Annotated in this window: 14 protein-coding genes; 7 read left to right on the forward strand and 7 right to left on the reverse strand. The window is 38.0% G+C overall.

What is annotated here, in order from left to right:
- Nucleotides 1–12: 12 nt before the first annotated feature.
- Both adiA and ACTH6U_RS19535 read right to left on the reverse strand, forming a co-directional pair.
- Complete coding sequence (gene adiA, locus ACTH6U_RS19530; RefSeq protein ID WP_441832971.1) at nt 13–2,289, reverse strand: arginine decarboxylase; 2,277 nt, start codon at nt 2,287–2,289, stop codon at nt 13–15.
- A gap of 126 nt (nt 2,290–2,415) precedes the next feature.
- Nucleotides 2,416–3,276 (reverse strand): MurR/RpiR family transcriptional regulator, encoded by an 861-nt coding sequence (locus tag ACTH6U_RS19535; RefSeq protein WP_294111021.1) that lies wholly within the window; start codon nt 3,274–3,276, stop codon nt 2,416–2,418.
- A 249-nt stretch (nt 3,277–3,525) separates the two neighbouring features.
- Between ACTH6U_RS19535 and murQ the strand changes: the two genes are divergently transcribed.
- Both murQ and murP read left to right on the forward strand, forming a co-directional pair.
- Nucleotides 3,526–4,440 carry an N-acetylmuramic acid 6-phosphate etherase gene (murQ, locus tag ACTH6U_RS19540; protein ID WP_441832972.1) on the forward strand — a complete coding sequence of 305 codons (915 nt, stop codon included), beginning with the start codon at nt 3,526–3,528 and terminating at the stop codon, nt 4,438–4,440.
- A gap of 27 nt (nt 4,441–4,467) precedes the next feature.
- Complete coding sequence (gene murP, locus ACTH6U_RS19545; protein WP_294111015.1) at nt 4,468–5,937, forward strand: PTS N-acetylmuramic acid transporter subunit IIBC; 1,470 nt, start codon at nt 4,468–4,470, stop codon at nt 5,935–5,937.
- Between the two features lie 110 nt (nt 5,938–6,047).
- Here the strand turns inward: murP and ACTH6U_RS19550 are convergent, their stop codons facing one another.
- The gene (locus ACTH6U_RS19550; RefSeq protein WP_294111012.1) at nt 6,048–6,653 is read right to left on the reverse strand and encodes a LysE family translocator; all 606 of its coding nucleotides are present in this window, start codon (nt 6,651–6,653) and stop codon (nt 6,048–6,050) included.
- Nucleotides 6,654–6,752: 99 nt separating this feature from the next.
- Between ACTH6U_RS19550 and ACTH6U_RS19555 the strand changes: the two genes are divergently transcribed.
- The 3 genes from ACTH6U_RS19555 to ACTH6U_RS19565 are packed head-to-tail and all read left to right on the forward strand — an operon-like array spanning nt 6,753 to nt 8,878.
- Nucleotides 6,753–7,739 carry a hydrolase gene (locus ACTH6U_RS19555; RefSeq protein ID WP_441832973.1) on the forward strand — a complete coding sequence of 329 codons (987 nt, stop codon included), beginning with the start codon at nt 6,753–6,755 and terminating at the stop codon, nt 7,737–7,739.
- The gene (locus tag ACTH6U_RS19560) at nt 7,733–7,951 is read left to right on the forward strand and encodes a YheU family protein (RefSeq protein ID WP_294111007.1); all 219 of its coding nucleotides are present in this window, start codon (nt 7,733–7,735) and stop codon (nt 7,949–7,951) included. Before ACTH6U_RS19555 ends, ACTH6U_RS19560 begins: the two co-directional genes overlap by 7 nt.
- A 60-nt stretch (nt 7,952–8,011) precedes the next feature.
- On the forward strand, nt 8,012–8,878 hold the full coding sequence (locus ACTH6U_RS19565; RefSeq protein ID WP_294111004.1) for a phosphoribulokinase: 867 nt from the start codon (nt 8,012–8,014) through the stop codon (nt 8,876–8,878).
- An 88-nt stretch (nt 8,879–8,966) separates the two neighbouring features.
- Here the strand turns inward: ACTH6U_RS19565 and ACTH6U_RS19570 are convergent, their stop codons facing one another.
- Nucleotides 8,967–9,368, reverse strand: coding sequence for an OsmC family protein (locus tag ACTH6U_RS19570; protein WP_441832974.1), 402 nt, complete (start codon nt 9,366–9,368; stop codon nt 8,967–8,969).
- 328 nt (nt 9,369–9,696) lie between these two features.
- On the opposite strand from ACTH6U_RS19570, the gene crp reads away from it, so the two are divergent.
- Both crp and ACTH6U_RS19580 read left to right on the forward strand, forming a co-directional pair.
- Nucleotides 9,697–10,329 carry a cAMP-activated global transcriptional regulator CRP gene (crp, locus tag ACTH6U_RS19575; RefSeq protein WP_006813718.1) on the forward strand — a complete coding sequence of 211 codons (633 nt, stop codon included), beginning with the start codon at nt 9,697–9,699 and terminating at the stop codon, nt 10,327–10,329.
- A 312-nt stretch (nt 10,330–10,641) separates the two neighbouring features.
- Nucleotides 10,642–11,877 carry a hypothetical protein gene (locus ACTH6U_RS19580; protein WP_441832975.1) on the forward strand — a complete coding sequence of 412 codons (1,236 nt, stop codon included), beginning with the start codon at nt 10,642–10,644 and terminating at the stop codon, nt 11,875–11,877.
- Nucleotides 11,878–11,977: 100 nt separating this feature from the next.
- On the opposite strand, the gene ACTH6U_RS19585 is transcribed toward ACTH6U_RS19580, so the two are convergent.
- The 3 genes from ACTH6U_RS19585 to ppiA all read right to left on the reverse strand — a co-directional run bounded on the left by ACTH6U_RS19585 (nt 11,978) and on the right by ppiA (nt 14,851).
- Nucleotides 11,978–13,192 (reverse strand): aspartate aminotransferase family protein, encoded by a 1,215-nt coding sequence (locus ACTH6U_RS19585; protein ID WP_441832976.1) that lies wholly within the window; start codon nt 13,190–13,192, stop codon nt 11,978–11,980.
- Nucleotides 13,193–13,324: 132 nt separating this feature from the next.
- On the reverse strand, nt 13,325–13,900 hold the full coding sequence (locus ACTH6U_RS19590) for an aminodeoxychorismate synthase component II (RefSeq protein WP_294110952.1): 576 nt from the start codon (nt 13,898–13,900) through the stop codon (nt 13,325–13,327).
- Between the two features lie 378 nt (nt 13,901–14,278).
- On the reverse strand, nt 14,279–14,851 hold the full coding sequence (gene ppiA / locus ACTH6U_RS19595) for a peptidylprolyl isomerase A (RefSeq protein ID WP_294110950.1): 573 nt from the start codon (nt 14,849–14,851) through the stop codon (nt 14,279–14,281).
- Nucleotides 14,852–15,295 lie beyond the last annotated feature (444 nt).

A 15,295-nucleotide genomic window follows, 5' to 3' on the forward strand; every position in this document is an offset into this window, starting at 1 on the left:
GCTCTTTTTATTCTATTCGCTAGCCGTCTTAACGCACATCACATAGTACATCCCATCAATTATTTCAGTGCCTTCGGTTTCATGTTCAAAACCTGGGAATTCACTATCCCAAGCCTGAAGGCTACGTAAATAGCCAATATGTGGGCTATGTTTATCACCAAAACTTTCACCTGATAACAACATTGGAATACCCGGTGGATAGGGAATAATTGAGTTTGCAGCAGTTCTCCCCGCAAGTTTGTCTAAAGGAACTGCTTCGACACGATTAGCCACAATTTCTTGATAAGCGGCTCGGGGACTCATCATCACTGGCGGTAATTCAGAATAAGCTTGGTTCAATTGGCTACCGGGGTTATTTTTTTGTAAGTAAGCGAACATTTTATCGCCAAGATCACGTAACCCCATTTCACCATAGACTTCAACAGCACTCTCAACCACTTCAGGTAATACTTTTTTCAATGGTGTATTGTTATCATAATTACGTTTAAACGATAGCAACGCATTGACCAAGGTGCCCCATTTACCTTTGGTGATCCCCATTGAAAATAAAAACATAATTTGAAAATCAGTAGTACGGGTCGGAACAATACCATAATGATTAAGCCACGCAGTAACTAATGCAGCAGGAACGCCAGTGTCTAATAATTTACCATCATCACCCATTCCTGGAGATAAGATACTCACTTTTATGGGGTCTAGCATCGCCCAGTTAGCCGGAATATCTTTAAAACCATGCCATTTATCAGCAGGATCCATCACCCAACAACTTTGCTCTTTCATCAATAATTCAACAGGTGCATCTTCAAATGCATAACGTTTTCCCGTTGCTGGGTCTTTCACCATTTCTTGATTCCATGGTTTAAAAAACCATTCATCATCATTGATAAATTCTTTATATAAATAGGCCAAAGATTGGCGAAAATCGATAGATTCACGAATTACTTCATCCGTAAGTGAACGCCCACTATTACCGTCCATCATATCTGCCGCGATATCATTTGACGCGCAAATAGCATACAGCGGAGAAGTGGTTGCATGCATATGGTAGGCTTGATTAAATCGATTGAAATCTATCGCGTTACGGCCATTTCTTACATGAATAAAAGAAGCTTGTGATAATGCATTCAATAGTTTATGAGTAGAGTGAGTGGCGAAAATAGTGGGTTCATCATCACTTCGAGCTTCATCTCGCATTGCAAAATGATCGTGATAAATAGGATTAAAGCGTGCGTAACCGTACCATGCTTCATCGAAATGAATTCTATCCAATGATTTATCTAGCAAATTTTGCACTTTACATGCGTTATAGCAAACTCCGTCATAGGTACAGTTTGTCACTACACTATAAGCGGGTTTCTGTCCGAGCTTATCTGCGGTTAACGGGTTTTGTGCAATTTTAGCTGCGATCGATTCAGGAGACATTTCTTGTGGGTAAATCGGGCCAATAATTCCGTATCGATTACGGCTTGGGATCATATAAACTGGTTTTGCCCCAGTTAAAATTAGCCCTTGTTCAATAGATTTATGACAATTACGGTCAATGATCACCACATCATCATCGGTCATACAGGCTTGCATGATAGTTCGATTAGAACCCGATGTACCCACAACGACTGAATAAGATTGATCAGCCCCGAAAATACGCGCAGCATTTTTTTCACACTCACCAAAAGCACCGGTATGATCGAGCAGTGAACCAACCGCAACACGTTCTATACCAATATCAGTGCGAAATAAATTTTCACCAAAAAAATCATGATAAATACGGCCTGCTGGCGTTTTAGTAAATCCAACCCCGCCCTGATGACCGGGTGCTGCCCACGAATACTCATGAACATCACTATATTTAATCAAACTTTTCATTAATGGTGGTAATAATTGAGCGCGGTAACGCTGAATAGCGGCCAGAACGCGGCCTGCAATAAAATCGGCAGAATCTTCTAAAATCCATGCAAATTCATCAACTTGTTCCATCATTTTGCGGTCAAAAGCCACCAAAGCTTCTTCACGGTCGCTCAGTAAAAATACCGGAACATCTTCTTGTCTGCGATGTAATTGAGTAATTAACTGATTAGCTTGAACTTGCTCGCCTTTATCGGACATATCTCGTCCATATAATAAGCAATCAATACTGGTATTTGAGCGAATATAAGCGAGCCCATCTTCAAAATCTCGAATGATAACGGTTTCCACATGTTCATCATTTAATTCGCTAGCGAGTCTTGCAACCGCATGGCTAATAACAGAATCATCATCCGTTAGTTCCGTATAGACTATCAGTGCTCGCATTAATCATTCCTCATTTAACTATTTGAAATTTAAATCCTTACCGTATCAGTATTAACGTAAGTAAGGTTATTTTGCAAAATTATAAGTCGTCATAAGCCAGATATAGCACATTATTTTATAGCAAACCTATTCATCTAATCGATTAATCACAATCCTAGCATTCATCACTAATGATTTCGCTTTAGCTTCACGTCTTTGTAATAACGCCATAAATAGTAAGTCAGTTAAGGTATTTTGTGCCGTTCTCGACGAGATAGACGAACTGCGCCATTCATTTTCTTCGGCAATACTTTCTAAAATATAATCAGATAATTGTGCAAGCGGAGACTGACGAGAGCGAGTAATCGCCACCACGCAAGCACCTTGCTTACGCGCAATATTTGCCGCTGTTAGCATGTCTTTACGTTTACCTGAAAAAGAAATAACAATTTGTGTATCATTTGGATTTAACGTCAAGGCTGCCGCGATTTGGACGTGATGGTCAGATTCAACTAATGTGGTAATACCTATTTTTTGTAATTTATAACTCAAATCTTTTGCTGTTAGTCCTGATCCACCAATACCAACAATTTGAACTCTGTTTGATTTATCAATGATATCTACAATCTTTTCGAACTGTTTAAAATCAATGTGCTTTGTGGTTTCTGTAATGGAATGATTTTTTTCCATTGCCAGTTTTTGTGCCACCACCATCAAATTATCTTCTTGTGCAATTCGATTATGTAACGCGATATGAGGATTAGCTTCATTTAGTTGTTGGCGACCAATAATCTCGCTGAGTGCAAGTTTAAGTGCAGGATATCCCTTCACCCCAACTTTTTGACTAAACTTAACAATAGCAGACTGACTGATATCCAGTATCTCTGCCAATTGTTGTGACGACAAATTCAAGACTTCTTCTGGTTTCTCAATAATAAATTGTGCAATTTTACGCTGATTTTCAGCTAATCGCGGCAATAAGTAAGTAATGGTATCGAGTAATGTCATTCAAGCTCCTTATTGTTTATACATAATTATTGTTGAAAATAAAAAATAAATTATTCCTTTAATAACAAGCTCATTACTTATTTAAAATCATTCATATTCAATAAGTAATAAAAAAAATCACCATTACTATTTAAAAAATATTCTTCCATACTGACAAATCAGAATAGATAGCACCGTGATCGAAATCACACCAAAGGAATAAATAATTCCTTAATATTGCCACATTAATAGATTTAGGAGCAATTTTTTATGACCATTGATTTAAGTAAAATGGTAACTGAGAGCCGTAATCAGGCGAGCACCAATATTGACCAACTTTCCACTCTTGAGATGCTGCAAGTTATCAATAATGAAGATAAGCAAGTTCCTCTCGCCGTTGAAAAAGTATTACCTGAAATTGCTCAGCTCGTTGATAAAGTCGCCGACGCCTTTTTAAGCGGTGGCAGACTAATTTATTCAGGTGCTGGTACTTCTGGTCGTTTAGGTATATTAGATGCGAGTGAGTGCCCACCAACGTTTGGTACGCCTCATGAACAAGTCATTGGTTTAATCGCAGGTGGTCATCAAGCTATTTTTCGTGCTGTAGAAAATGCCGAAGATAAACCCGAAATGGGCGTGCAAGACCTAAAAGATATCCATTTTAGCAATAAAGATATTTTAGTCGGCATTGCCGCAAGTGGGCGCACACCTTATGTTTTAGGCGCTATGGCCTACGCTCGCTCAATTGGCGCAATCACTGCATCAATTAGTTGTAATCCAAACAGTCCGGTTTCTAATGCCGCAGATATCGCCATTACACCGGTAGTTGGTGCTGAAGTTGTCACAGGTTCATCACGAATGAAAGCCGGCACCGCACAAAAATTGGTACTGAACATGATTACTACCGGTGCCATGATCCGCATTGGAAAAGTATTTGGTAATTTGATGGTTGATGTTGAAGCCACTAATGCCAAATTAATTGAGAGACAAACTAAGATTGTGATGGAGGCAACTGAATGTGATAGAGAAGCCGCTGAATCTGCATTACAACAATGTGATAGACACTGTAAAACAGCAATTTTAATGATCTTATCAGGCTTAAATGCAGATGAGGCACGCCAATTGCTCAGTAACAACAAAGGTTTTATTCGTACTGCACTCAATATTGCTAAATCCACCGCCTAACGTGCGCAATGAGATGAGATAAAAAGCATGGCTAAAATAACAAAAGAAATGATGCTGCAGATCCTGCAACTAGTTGGCGGTAGTCATAATATCAAGCAATGCGGTAATTGCATGACTCGCTTACGTTTGACATTAAACAATGACCAACTTGTCGATAAAGCTGCAATAAAACAGGTTCCTGGTGTACTCGGTGTAATTGAAAGTGATGAGCAATTACAAATCGTACTCGGCCCAGGAAAAGCACAAACTGCCGCTGACCTAATGAATCATATTATTGAAAATGATGAAGATGCAGATATCGCATCGTCAGCTCCAACACAAGATCTTAATGAGATAGCCTCAGCAAACAAACAACAATTAAAAAAGAAACAAACAAGTGCAGTTCATCGTTTTCTATCCAAATTTGCGACTATTTTTACGCCATTGATCCCCGGTTTTATCGGCGCAGGTTTGCTTATGGGACTCGCTTCGCTGTTAAGCTTGCTCCTCGCAAATGAGAATCTATTTCCGCCCGACTCCCAACAACTTGGTTGGCTAAAAAGTTTAATCGCTTATATGGCCGTATTCGGGAAGGGATTGTTTACCTTTATGGGTATTCTCATTGGCTATAATGCACAAAAAGCTTTTGGTGGTAGCGGTGTTAATGGTGCCATTATTGCCGCATTATTTCTGTTAGGTTATGACCCAGCTGCAACTAAAGGCTTCTACTCCGGTATGACAGACTTCTTTGGCTGGTATATCGACCCAAGAGGCAACATTATTGGTATTTTGATTGCCTGTATTTTCGGCGCTTGGGTTGAAAAACAAGTACGTAAAATTATCCCAGCTAATCTTGATATTATTCTGACATCAACTATTACATTACTAATAGTTGGAGCCGCGACATTTATTTTCATCATGCCAATTGGTGTTTGGTTATTTAACGGCATGTCATGGCTATTCATGCATTTAAATGGTAATCCAATAGGTACTGCACTTCTTGCTGGTTTGTTCTTAATTGCAGTAATGTTTGGTGTTCACCAAGGTTTTATCCCTGTCTATGTAGCGCTTGTCGAAACCCAAGGGTTTAACTCACTATTCCCGATACTTGCCATGGCAGGTGCTGGGCAAGTAGGCGCTGCACTTGCGCTTTATATGAAAGCTAAAAAAGGCTCAGTGATCCGCAGCCAAATTAGTGGTGCACTTTTCCCAGGGTTCTTAGGTATTGGTGAACCATTAATTTATGGTGTTACATTGCCTCGTGTTAAACCATTTATCACAGCGTGTTTAGGTGGTGCTGCCGGTGGTTTCTTTATCGGTTTAATTGCTTGGATGGGCTTACCTGTTGGGCTTAACACTATATTTGGCCCTTCTGGACTGATTGCAATTCCATTAATGACTTCAGCACAAGGTGTGCTTGCAGGTATGGCAGTCTATGTTGGCGGTATTTTAGTGGCCTATGCCTGCGGATTTTTATTCACTTATTTATTTGGTAGTAAGAATATCGATTTAGATTAATTCGTAAAATGTTTTTAACTAAAGGCAGCTATTACGCTGCCTTTTTAGGTTTTATTCATTCACATTGACCGCATAATGACTTAGGTATATTTCAGCCTACTGTTACCATTCTATTCCAACCAAATCAACGGAACACACAGTGCAGTTAATAATCCCATCACCAAATTAAAAATAAACCATGCACGGCGACTGCGTAAAAACAGTCCAATTAAAGAACCAAACCCCATCCATATCAGTCCAGCAACAAAATTTACAATAATAAATGCAATACTCATTATGATAATTGACTCAGTAAAAAGCTCCCCCGGTAAGCTGAAACTCCCCACTGCGCCTAAACCCATCATCCATGCTTTTGGGTTTAAAAACTGCAATAATCCCCCTTGATACCAAGTTACGCTTTTTACTGCTTCGCTATTTGTCTTAAGTGGTGCATAATTCGCAGTTGCTGTTTTCCATGCTAGCCATAACAAATAAATGCTACCAGCTACTTTTAATATCACATGAATGGCTGGATATAACAGCAAAAGCGCTGCAATACCAAATGCAGACAAATAAAGTATGGATTGCATGCCAAGCATAATTCCTAGCAATAATGCGATACTACGACGAAAACCCGAATTGGCAGCACTGGATGTTAATAACATATTGTTAGGGCCGGGTGTCACCGCCGCAATGAATAAAAACGTAAAAAGAGAAAAAATAAGCCCCAGTGTCATTTATAATCTAATCCTCAACTTAAACTTGCACACTTGCATCACAAAAAAATAACAGTATGTTATGTGCCTCACAAGAGTTCTAAGAAATTAAATAAGGCTATGTCAGAAAATTTCCGTCCTATCAATTGGGCTAAAAATCCACATCTCCAAACCTTATTGCCAAGGATTTTTCGTCGAACGCCGAAAATCAAACCGACTTGGCAACGACTAGAATTGCCCGATGGCGATTTTATCGATCTCGCTTGGAGTGAAAAACCTGAGCTGGCAAGCCATAAGCCCCGCTTAGTTATTTTTCACGGCCTAGAAGGGAATTTTAAAAGCCCTTATGCACACGGAATGCTTGAAAGTGCGCAAAAACAAGGCTGGCTTGGTGTTGTTATGCACTTTCGAGGTTGTAGTGGTGAACCTAATCGTCAAAGCCGAATTTATCATTCAGGTGAAACCAGTGATGCACGCTATTTCTTACATTGGTTAAAACAAACTTGGGGCAATGTGCCAACAGCGGCGGTCGGTTACTCGCTTGGGGGCAACATGCTAGCCTGTTATCTCGCTGAAAATGGTGAGAATGCTGACCTTGACGCCGCGGTAGTTGTCTCCGCACCATTAATGCTAGAAGCCTGCTCTTTACGCATGGAAAAAGGTCTCTCACAGTTTTATCAGCGCTATTTATTGAATGGTTTGAAACGCAATGCAACGCGTAAATTGGTGCGCTATCCGGGGTCTTTACCATTGAATTTATTGCAACTGAAACAACTCAAACGCATTCGTGAGTTCGATGATGTCATTACTGCACGCATTCATGGATTTGATGATGCAACGGATTACTATCAAAAATGCAGCGCATTACCAAAATTGTCGCAAATCACCAAACCAACGCTGATTATTCATGCTAAAGACGACCCATTTATGGCTCCCGAAGTTGTGCCTGATTTAAGTCATTTACCCCATAACATTGAATACCAAATGACAGAACACGGTGGCCATGTTGGTTTTGTTGGTGGTAGTTTTAGAAAGCCACAAATGTGGTTAGAAACACGAATTCCGCAGTGGTTAGCACCCTATTTAAATGAGAAAAAACAATGTTAATCCCTTGGCAAGAGTTAGCCCCCGAAACACTTGATAACCTAATAGAAAGCTATGTGTTACGCGAAGGCACTGATTACGGAAGCCATGAAAAAAGCTTGCAAGATAAGGTTGATGATGTGAAACGCCAGTTAGTTTCTGGCGAAATTGTGCTAGTCTGGTCTGAACTGCATGAATCAATTAACTTCATGCCTAACAACCAATTCCGCCCGTAAACCCGCTTCGTTCGCTGTTTATTAAAATAGTGGCCAAAAGCGCAACGCAGGGAGACCACTATGTCGAAAAAGCATCCAATTATCGCAGTTACCGGTTCAAGTGGTGCTGGAACAACATCAACCAGCCAAGCTTTTCGTAAAATCTTCCATCAATTAAACATTCAGCCCGCAACACTTGAAGGCGATAGCTTTCATCGCTATACCCGACCTGAAATGGATATGGCAATCCGCAAGGCCAGAGAGCAAGGGCGTCACATTAGCTACTTTGGTCCAGAAGCCAATGACTTCGCACTCTTAGAGCAAACTTTAGTCGATTATAGTCAGACAGGACACGGACAATCGCGTAAATATCTCCACACTTACGATGAGGCAGTTCCTTATGGCCTACAACCGGGTATATTCACACCTTGGGAGCCTTTCACTGAGAACACAGATGTTTTATTCTACGAGGGATTACATGGTGGAATAGTCACGCCAGAGCACGATGTCGCCCAGCACGTCGATTTGCTTGTCGGTGTTGTGCCTATTGTGAATTTGGAATGGATTCAAAAATTAATCCGCGATACAACAGAACGTGGGCATTCTCGAGAAGCGGTCATGGACTCGGTTGTTCGCTCGATGGGAGACTATATTAATTATATTACGCCTCAATTTTCACGCACTCATATCAATTTCCAACGAGTCCCTACCGTCGATACCTCTAACCCATTTTCAGCCAAAGCGATTCCGTCACAAGATGAAAGTTTTATTGTGATCCGTTTTCGCGGACTCAAACAGATTGATTTCCCCTATTTATTATCAATGATAAGCGGCTCATTTATTTCGGCAATAAATACCATTGTCGTGCCCGGTGGCAAACTTGGCTTAGCCATGGAACTAATTATGACCCCATTAGTTGAAAAGTTAATTACACAAAAACAAGATTAACTTATCACTGTTCTAAATAACTGATGCTTACCAATAAATAAAACAAGCATCAGTTATTAAAATAAATAGGCAAAAATTAAACTTATTATTAGTTTTTAATTTCAAAGCTGTGTGTCACTTCAACCGCTTTTTCTAACATCAACGCCACTGAACAATATTTTTCCGCCGAAAGTTGAACCGCGCGCTCAACCGCTTTTTCTGTTAATTCATGACCTGTTACAATAAAGTGCAAGTTAATGTGAGTAAAATAACGAGGTGCTTCATCGCGACGCTGCGAAGTTAATTTCACCTCACAATCCATAATATCATTACGGCCTTTTTGTAAGATAGAAACGACATCAATTGCACTACAGCCTCCAGCGGCCATTAATACCATTTCCATTGGGCTAGGCGCTTTGTCACCTGCATTTCCATCCATCATCACTTGATGCCCAGATGCTGACTCACCTAAAAAAGAGAGTCCTTCAACCCATTTAACTCTTGCTTCCATTGTTATTCCCCTTGAAAAAATAATCTTCAGAAACACATTGTTCCATAGATATAGCCAATATTACATCAGCTTTATTTAGCTGAAGCGATACAGGCGAGACTTTCTGGATTGAATGTGCTACAAACAATACTTAGTTGATAGGATTAAGATCAAGACTCAACGTTTTAATTGATCATATTATAGTGTCGATATTAACTTACTTCATATCTGCTGCATGTATTAATTAGAGTAGATAAGGTAAACTAATATGCTAAGCTAGTGACTTTAAAGACAGCCCTTCTAGCACGCTTTTTTGAATGGCTGCAATAACATACAGAGGATAACGCTAATGGTTCTCGGCAAGCCACAAACAGACCCTACTCTTGAATGGTTTTTGTCACACTGCCATATTCATAAGTATCCATCAAAAAGCACACTGATCCATCAAGGTGAAAAAGCAGAAACCCTTTACTATATCGTGAAAGGTTCAGTGGCTGTTTTAATCAAAGATGAAGAAGGCAAAGAAATGATTCTCTCCTACCTAAATCAAGGAGATTTCATTGGTGAGCTTGGGTTATTCGAAGAAGGTCAAGAGCGTACAGCGTGGGTTCGTGCAAAAGTAGCCTGCGAAGTCGCTGAAATATCTTATAAAAAATTCCGCCAACTGATTCAGGTTAACCCTGATATCCTTATGCGCCTTTCTGCACAAATGGCAAGTCGCCTACAAACGACTTCTGAAAAAGTGGGTAACCTCGCTTTTCTAGATGTCACCGGACGTATTGCTCAAACACTGTTAAATTTAGCCAAACAACCAGATGCTATGACTCACCCAGACGGAATGCAAATCAAAATTACACGTCAGGAAATTGGTCAAATAGTAGGTTGTTCACGTGAAACTGTCGGTCGTATCCTAAAAATGCTAGAAGATCAAAATCTGATATCTGCACATGGTAAAACGATAGTCGTCTACGGGACTCGATAATTTATATTCTGGCCTAGCTTGATTGGCTAGGCTACTATTTAAAAACAACCTTATATCACTGATATAAGGTTGTTTTTTAGAATGAAAAAAATACCTAAATTAAAGAGTATAAATAAAATCAATATTATTTCGTTATACTATTTACACGGCGCATTAGACATAGTAAATACATATAGAAATAATATTATTCAGATAATATATTAGGGATAGTAAATACACATAGAAATAAATAATCGTTTATTTATATCATCAAAGTCTTTACCTTATCTATAATTAGCATAACTAATTAACTAATAGATTACTGGAAAATATATGATTATAAATATAAATAACCTCAACAGATATAATGAGAATTTAAATACTTCAAAAAACACTGGAACAGCATCCAACACAAGTATTCAATCAAATAATCATTCATCTACTTATGAAGAAATAAATAGCGTCACACCCTCACAGAAATCAAACCCGTTAATAGAGAAAAAAACAATTCCCTGTAGTTATGAAAACTCAGTACGCAGACAAAAAAGGAATAAAAATGTAATTATTGATTCCATTGACTTTAAAGCATCACAATCAAAATTCATGAATTTAAGTCAAAATGGAAAAATTCCAACTAGCCCATTCATTACTAAAAAAGATATAAATGGACATAATAACAACAGAAGGTTAATTGATAAAAAACCAATTAACTTTAATGAGGCCTATAAAAAGTTTGAAGGGAAAGATTTTATAAATAAAAACAAATCTCTAACTTGGGACTCTGGCTATGATGACCATTTGACGTTTAAAAATAAACCAGTAGACAATGAATTAAATATTGATTATGAACCAACTTTCATAAATTCAAATTTATTGAGGTATAACCCTAACTTTTATACATTAACTGCTAATGATGCTAATGACTCAACATCTATTAATAATGAAAACCCAGAAAAAGAAATAGATACTCAGTTAAAAACAAAAAAAGAAAATAATACTATTATTTTAAAAAGTAAAATACCTAAAAAAATAAAACTCTCAATAGATGAAAAAGAACAAATCAAAAAAAAATTCACGATGCCAAAAACACTTAACTCTTCTAATGAAAGTAAGATCCCATTACTTACAGGCTCAATGAATAAACTTAATACAGCTAATAATACTAATCTAGGAAAAATAAAAAAAATCAATGGTAAAAACATTGTAATAATGGATACCCCATTAAAAGAGATATCAATAAATAAACAAAAACATCCTACGAGTATTCTATCAAAAAATGAAAAAAATATATTACCAGAAAATAATATTAAAAAAAGAAGCATAACATTCAAAAACCAGCAAGAATCTAATACTCGCTTATCTCAACGTAAAAACTCAAAATTAAACCAACAGCCCACAATCCAAAATAAACCACTAACTAATAATAAAAAAATAGATACAACAAACTTAATTGAAATAGAAAAAAAGGCAGATAAAACACTTAGTGAGATAAAAAAATTAACTCAAGATATAAAACAGGAAGAGTTGTATTCAAGTAATATCATTCAAAAACTTAAACGTCATAAATAATTCTGTATAGCCACCACAGTATTAAAGGTAGATGTTACCAAGCTCGATAATAAACCAAATTGCAGAGACATAAATGCCTCTGCAATTTATCAATAAATCGTTAGCTCAATAATTTCCCAATCGCTGCTTCTAGCTTTATCATACCGCTATTAATTTCTTCTTCTGAAATAATCAATGATGGGGTGAAACGTAATACGTTTGGCCCTGCATTTAACATCATCAAGCCTTCTACTGCACAAGCTTGCATGACATCTTTCGAACGATTGAGCAATTGACCTTTAAGTTCAGCACCAATTAATAGCCCCATTCCTCTTATTTCAGCAAAAATATTATATTTGTCATTCAACTTATTTAGATGAGAAACAAACAAATCATGACGTTGTTGCACGCCATTTAACACTTCATCAGTATTAATAATATCAAAAGCTGCATTACCCACCGCACAGGCGAGCGGATTACCACCATAAGTTGTACCATGGGCACCGACTTCCATGGTTTGAGCAATGTCTTTCGTGGTGATCATCGCACTAATAGGGAAGCCACCACCCAGTGCTTTTGCAGTAGTTAAAATATCGGGAACTACATCATAGTGCATATAAGAAAATAACTTACCTGTACGCCCCATACCACTTTGCACTTCATCAAAAATAAGCAAAGCGTTATTTTCATCACACAGTTTACGCACTCCTTGCATAAATTCCATTGTCGCCGCAGTAATGCCCCCCTCTCCTTGTATCGGTTCTAAAACCACAGCACAGGTATTTTCATCAATAACTGCTTTCACTGCCGCTAAGTCATTAAAAGGGACGTGAATAATATCAGCCGGCTTTGGACCAAAGCCATCTGCGTATTTAGCCTGTCCCCCTACGGAAACAGTAAATAACGTTCGACCATGAAAAGCCTGCTTAAAAGCAATAATTTTTGTTTTATACGGATTATATTGAGTAATTGCGTAACGACGCGCTAATTTGAAGGCAGCTTCATTGGCTTCAGAGCCAGAGTTAACAAAAAATGCACGATCGGCAAATGTCGCATTAATTAATTTTTGCGCCAATCTCAGAGTTTGTTCATTGGTGAAAATATTACTGACATGCCAAAGTTTTTCACTTTGTTCGCAAACCGCAGACACCAACGCAGGATGGCAATGGCCTAGTGCTAAGACTGCAATTCCACCTGCAAAATCAATGTATTCTTTGCCTTGCTGATCCCAAACGCGACTGCCCTCACCCTTTACAGGGATAAACTCAGCCGGAGAAAATATAGGCAATATGACTTGGTCGAAAGTCTGCCGATTCACTGCTTGTGGTTGTGTCATATTCCTCACCTGCTCTTTACCTAATGCCTAAATGAAAATATAAGCATTAAATATGAATAAAAAATCAAAAAAGAGCAATAGCAATAGGTGAAATATGCATAATTAATTTCTAAACGATAGCGGCAGCAGAGGTTAATACTTTAAAAAATTATTTAACAGCTCATGCCCTTGTTCACTAAGGATACTTTCAGGATGGAATTGAACGCCTTCAATTGGTAGCGTTTTATGGCGTATTCCCATAATTTCATCCACATCACCGTTATTTAGCGACCATGCGGAAACATCAAAAGAAACAGGTAATGTTTCAGCCGCAATCACTAAAGAATGGTAGCGAGTCACTGTTAAAGGACGATTTAACCCTTTAAATACACCTTGATGGTTATGGTGAATAGCAGAAGTTTTACCATGCATAATTTCTCGCGCCTTAACCACAGACGCACCAAATGCTTGGCCAATCGCTTGGTGTCCAAGGCAAATGCCCAAAATAGGCAGTTTACCCGCAAAATATTTGATGGCCTCAAGAGAGATCCCTGCTTCATCAGGCGTGCAAGGGCCTGGCGATATCACAAGATGTGTAGGTGAAAGCTGTTCAATTTCATCAATGGTAATTTCATCATTACGTTTCACTACAACTTCAGTACCCAATTCACGAAAATATTGGTATAGGTTGTAAGTAAATGAATCGTAATTATCAATAAGTAGAAGCATAGTAGCCTATCCGACTGATTTTTATCATTATATATTATAGCCCAATGCATGAATCATCCATCTTAGCAATCAGAATGATGCTTAAAAAGCCATAATTTTTTGCAAGGGGCGGCTATCATAGCACAGCCTTAGCAAGAAAATAGCCCATTTTGGTCAACTAATTATTTTTAACTACAGAAATTTCCATATAAAAATCATGGAATTGTATTTACATAATGATAACAAATAATCATTATCAAAGGGGTGAGTTGGAAATTAATCAATAGAAAAGAGATATTCGTTTTAAAATATCGACCTTTATATTAGGTGAAATAAACATGAGGAGTAAAACAATAGTGGATAAATAAAAATGTAATTTATCCACTACTCTAAATTTATTTATGGTTTTTTAATGACTTCAGCTGAGAGGATCGTAATAGGTTCAACTGGAACATTTTGATAAGGACCGACATTCTCTGTTTTTACTTTAGAGATTTTATCTACAACGTCCATTCCTTTGACCACTTTACCAAAAACGGCATATCCAAAATCACGTTGACCATGATCTAAAAAGGCGTTATCTGCAATATTAATAAAGAACTGGCTTGTTGCACTATCTTTATTCGCTGTTCGTGCCATTGAGATAGTCCCACGTAAATTGCGCAAGCCATTATCTGCTTCATTTTTAACCGGGGCACGAGTTTGCTTTTGCTGTAAATCTTTATCAAAACCGCCACCTTGGATCATAAACCCAGGAATTACACGGTGGAAGGTCGTTCCATTGTAATAACCTTCATTGATATATTGAACGAAATTTTCTGTCGTTGCAGGGGCTTTTTTACTATTCAGTTCTAATTCGATATTCCCTGCTGATGTCACTAATTTAACATAAGTTTCACCCGCAGATAATGCAAGAGTCGATGCGCTCATTGCACAGATAGCCAATAAAGGCACAAAAATTCGTTTTAACATTCAAGGTCCCTTTCTTTATTGCTCAATAACATATTAATAGCCCAATTCTAGAGCGAACCTAAAGAGATTGCTAAAGATTTACCTTTATTTACGCCAAATTATTGGAAATCACCAAATAAGTTAAACTGTAGACCAGTTTTAATAAAATACATATCGAATAATGTGTATTTAACGAAAATGAGCTGATCGACATAGTTGAGCGATACCATCCCCTTATAAGTTAGTAAAATATCCGCATCCCTCTAAATAATTCGGACTGTAGTTCGGGCTATAGTTAGGCGGAGAATGAAGATATATCGAGGAGCATACAATAGTACGTGACTCGAATAGCTGAATGATACCAACGTCTCCCTATAAGTTCTGAGCAAATATCAACATTCCCCCTAAATAATTCGGACTGTAGTTCGGGTTGTAGTTAGGCGGCGAATGAAGATATATCGAGGA

This window comes from Providencia sp. (genome assembly GCF_052096715.1).
In the GTDB taxonomy this organism is placed as follows: domain Bacteria; phylum Pseudomonadota; class Gammaproteobacteria; order Enterobacterales; family Enterobacteriaceae; genus Providencia.

Excerpts from the sequence above, each read along its gene's own strand:
- murP (WP_294111015.1), top strand. The coding sequence starts at position 4,468 with ATGGCTAAAATAACAAAAGAAATGATGCTGCAGATCCTGCAACTAGTT.
- murQ (WP_441832972.1), top strand. The coding sequence starts at position 3,526 with ATGACCATTGATTTAAGTAAAATGGTAACTGAGAGCCGTAATCAGGCG.
- ACTH6U_RS19560 (WP_294111007.1), top strand. The coding sequence starts at position 7,733 with ATGTTAATCCCTTGGCAAGAGTTAGCCCCCGAAACACTTGATAACCTA.
- ACTH6U_RS19580 (WP_441832975.1), top strand. The coding sequence starts at position 10,642 with ATGATTATAAATATAAATAACCTCAACAGATATAATGAGAATTTAAAT.
- ppiA (WP_294110950.1), bottom strand. The coding sequence starts at position 14,851 with ATGTTAAAACGAATTTTTGTGCCTTTATTGGCTATCTGTGCAATGAGC.
- adiA (WP_441832971.1), bottom strand. The coding sequence starts at position 2,289 with ATGCGAGCACTGATAGTCTATACGGAACTAACGGATGATGATTCTGTT.
- ACTH6U_RS19565 (WP_294111004.1), top strand. The coding sequence starts at position 8,012 with ATGTCGAAAAAGCATCCAATTATCGCAGTTACCGGTTCAAGTGGTGCT.
- ACTH6U_RS19570 (WP_441832974.1), bottom strand. The coding sequence starts at position 9,368 with ATGGAAGCAAGAGTTAAATGGGTTGAAGGACTCTCTTTTTTAGGTGAG.
- ACTH6U_RS19535 (WP_294111021.1), bottom strand. The coding sequence starts at position 3,276 with ATGACATTACTCGATACCATTACTTACTTATTGCCGCGATTAGCTGAA.
- ACTH6U_RS19590 (WP_294110952.1), bottom strand. The coding sequence starts at position 13,900 with ATGCTTCTACTTATTGATAATTACGATTCATTTACTTACAACCTATAC.
- ACTH6U_RS19585 (WP_441832976.1), bottom strand. The coding sequence starts at position 13,192 with ATGACACAACCACAAGCAGTGAATCGGCAGACTTTCGACCAAGTCATA.
- ACTH6U_RS19555 (WP_441832973.1), top strand. The coding sequence starts at position 6,753 with ATGTCAGAAAATTTCCGTCCTATCAATTGGGCTAAAAATCCACATCTC.
- crp (WP_006813718.1), top strand. The coding sequence starts at position 9,697 with ATGGTTCTCGGCAAGCCACAAACAGACCCTACTCTTGAATGGTTTTTG.
- ACTH6U_RS19550 (WP_294111012.1), bottom strand. The coding sequence starts at position 6,653 with ATGACACTGGGGCTTATTTTTTCTCTTTTTACGTTTTTATTCATTGCG.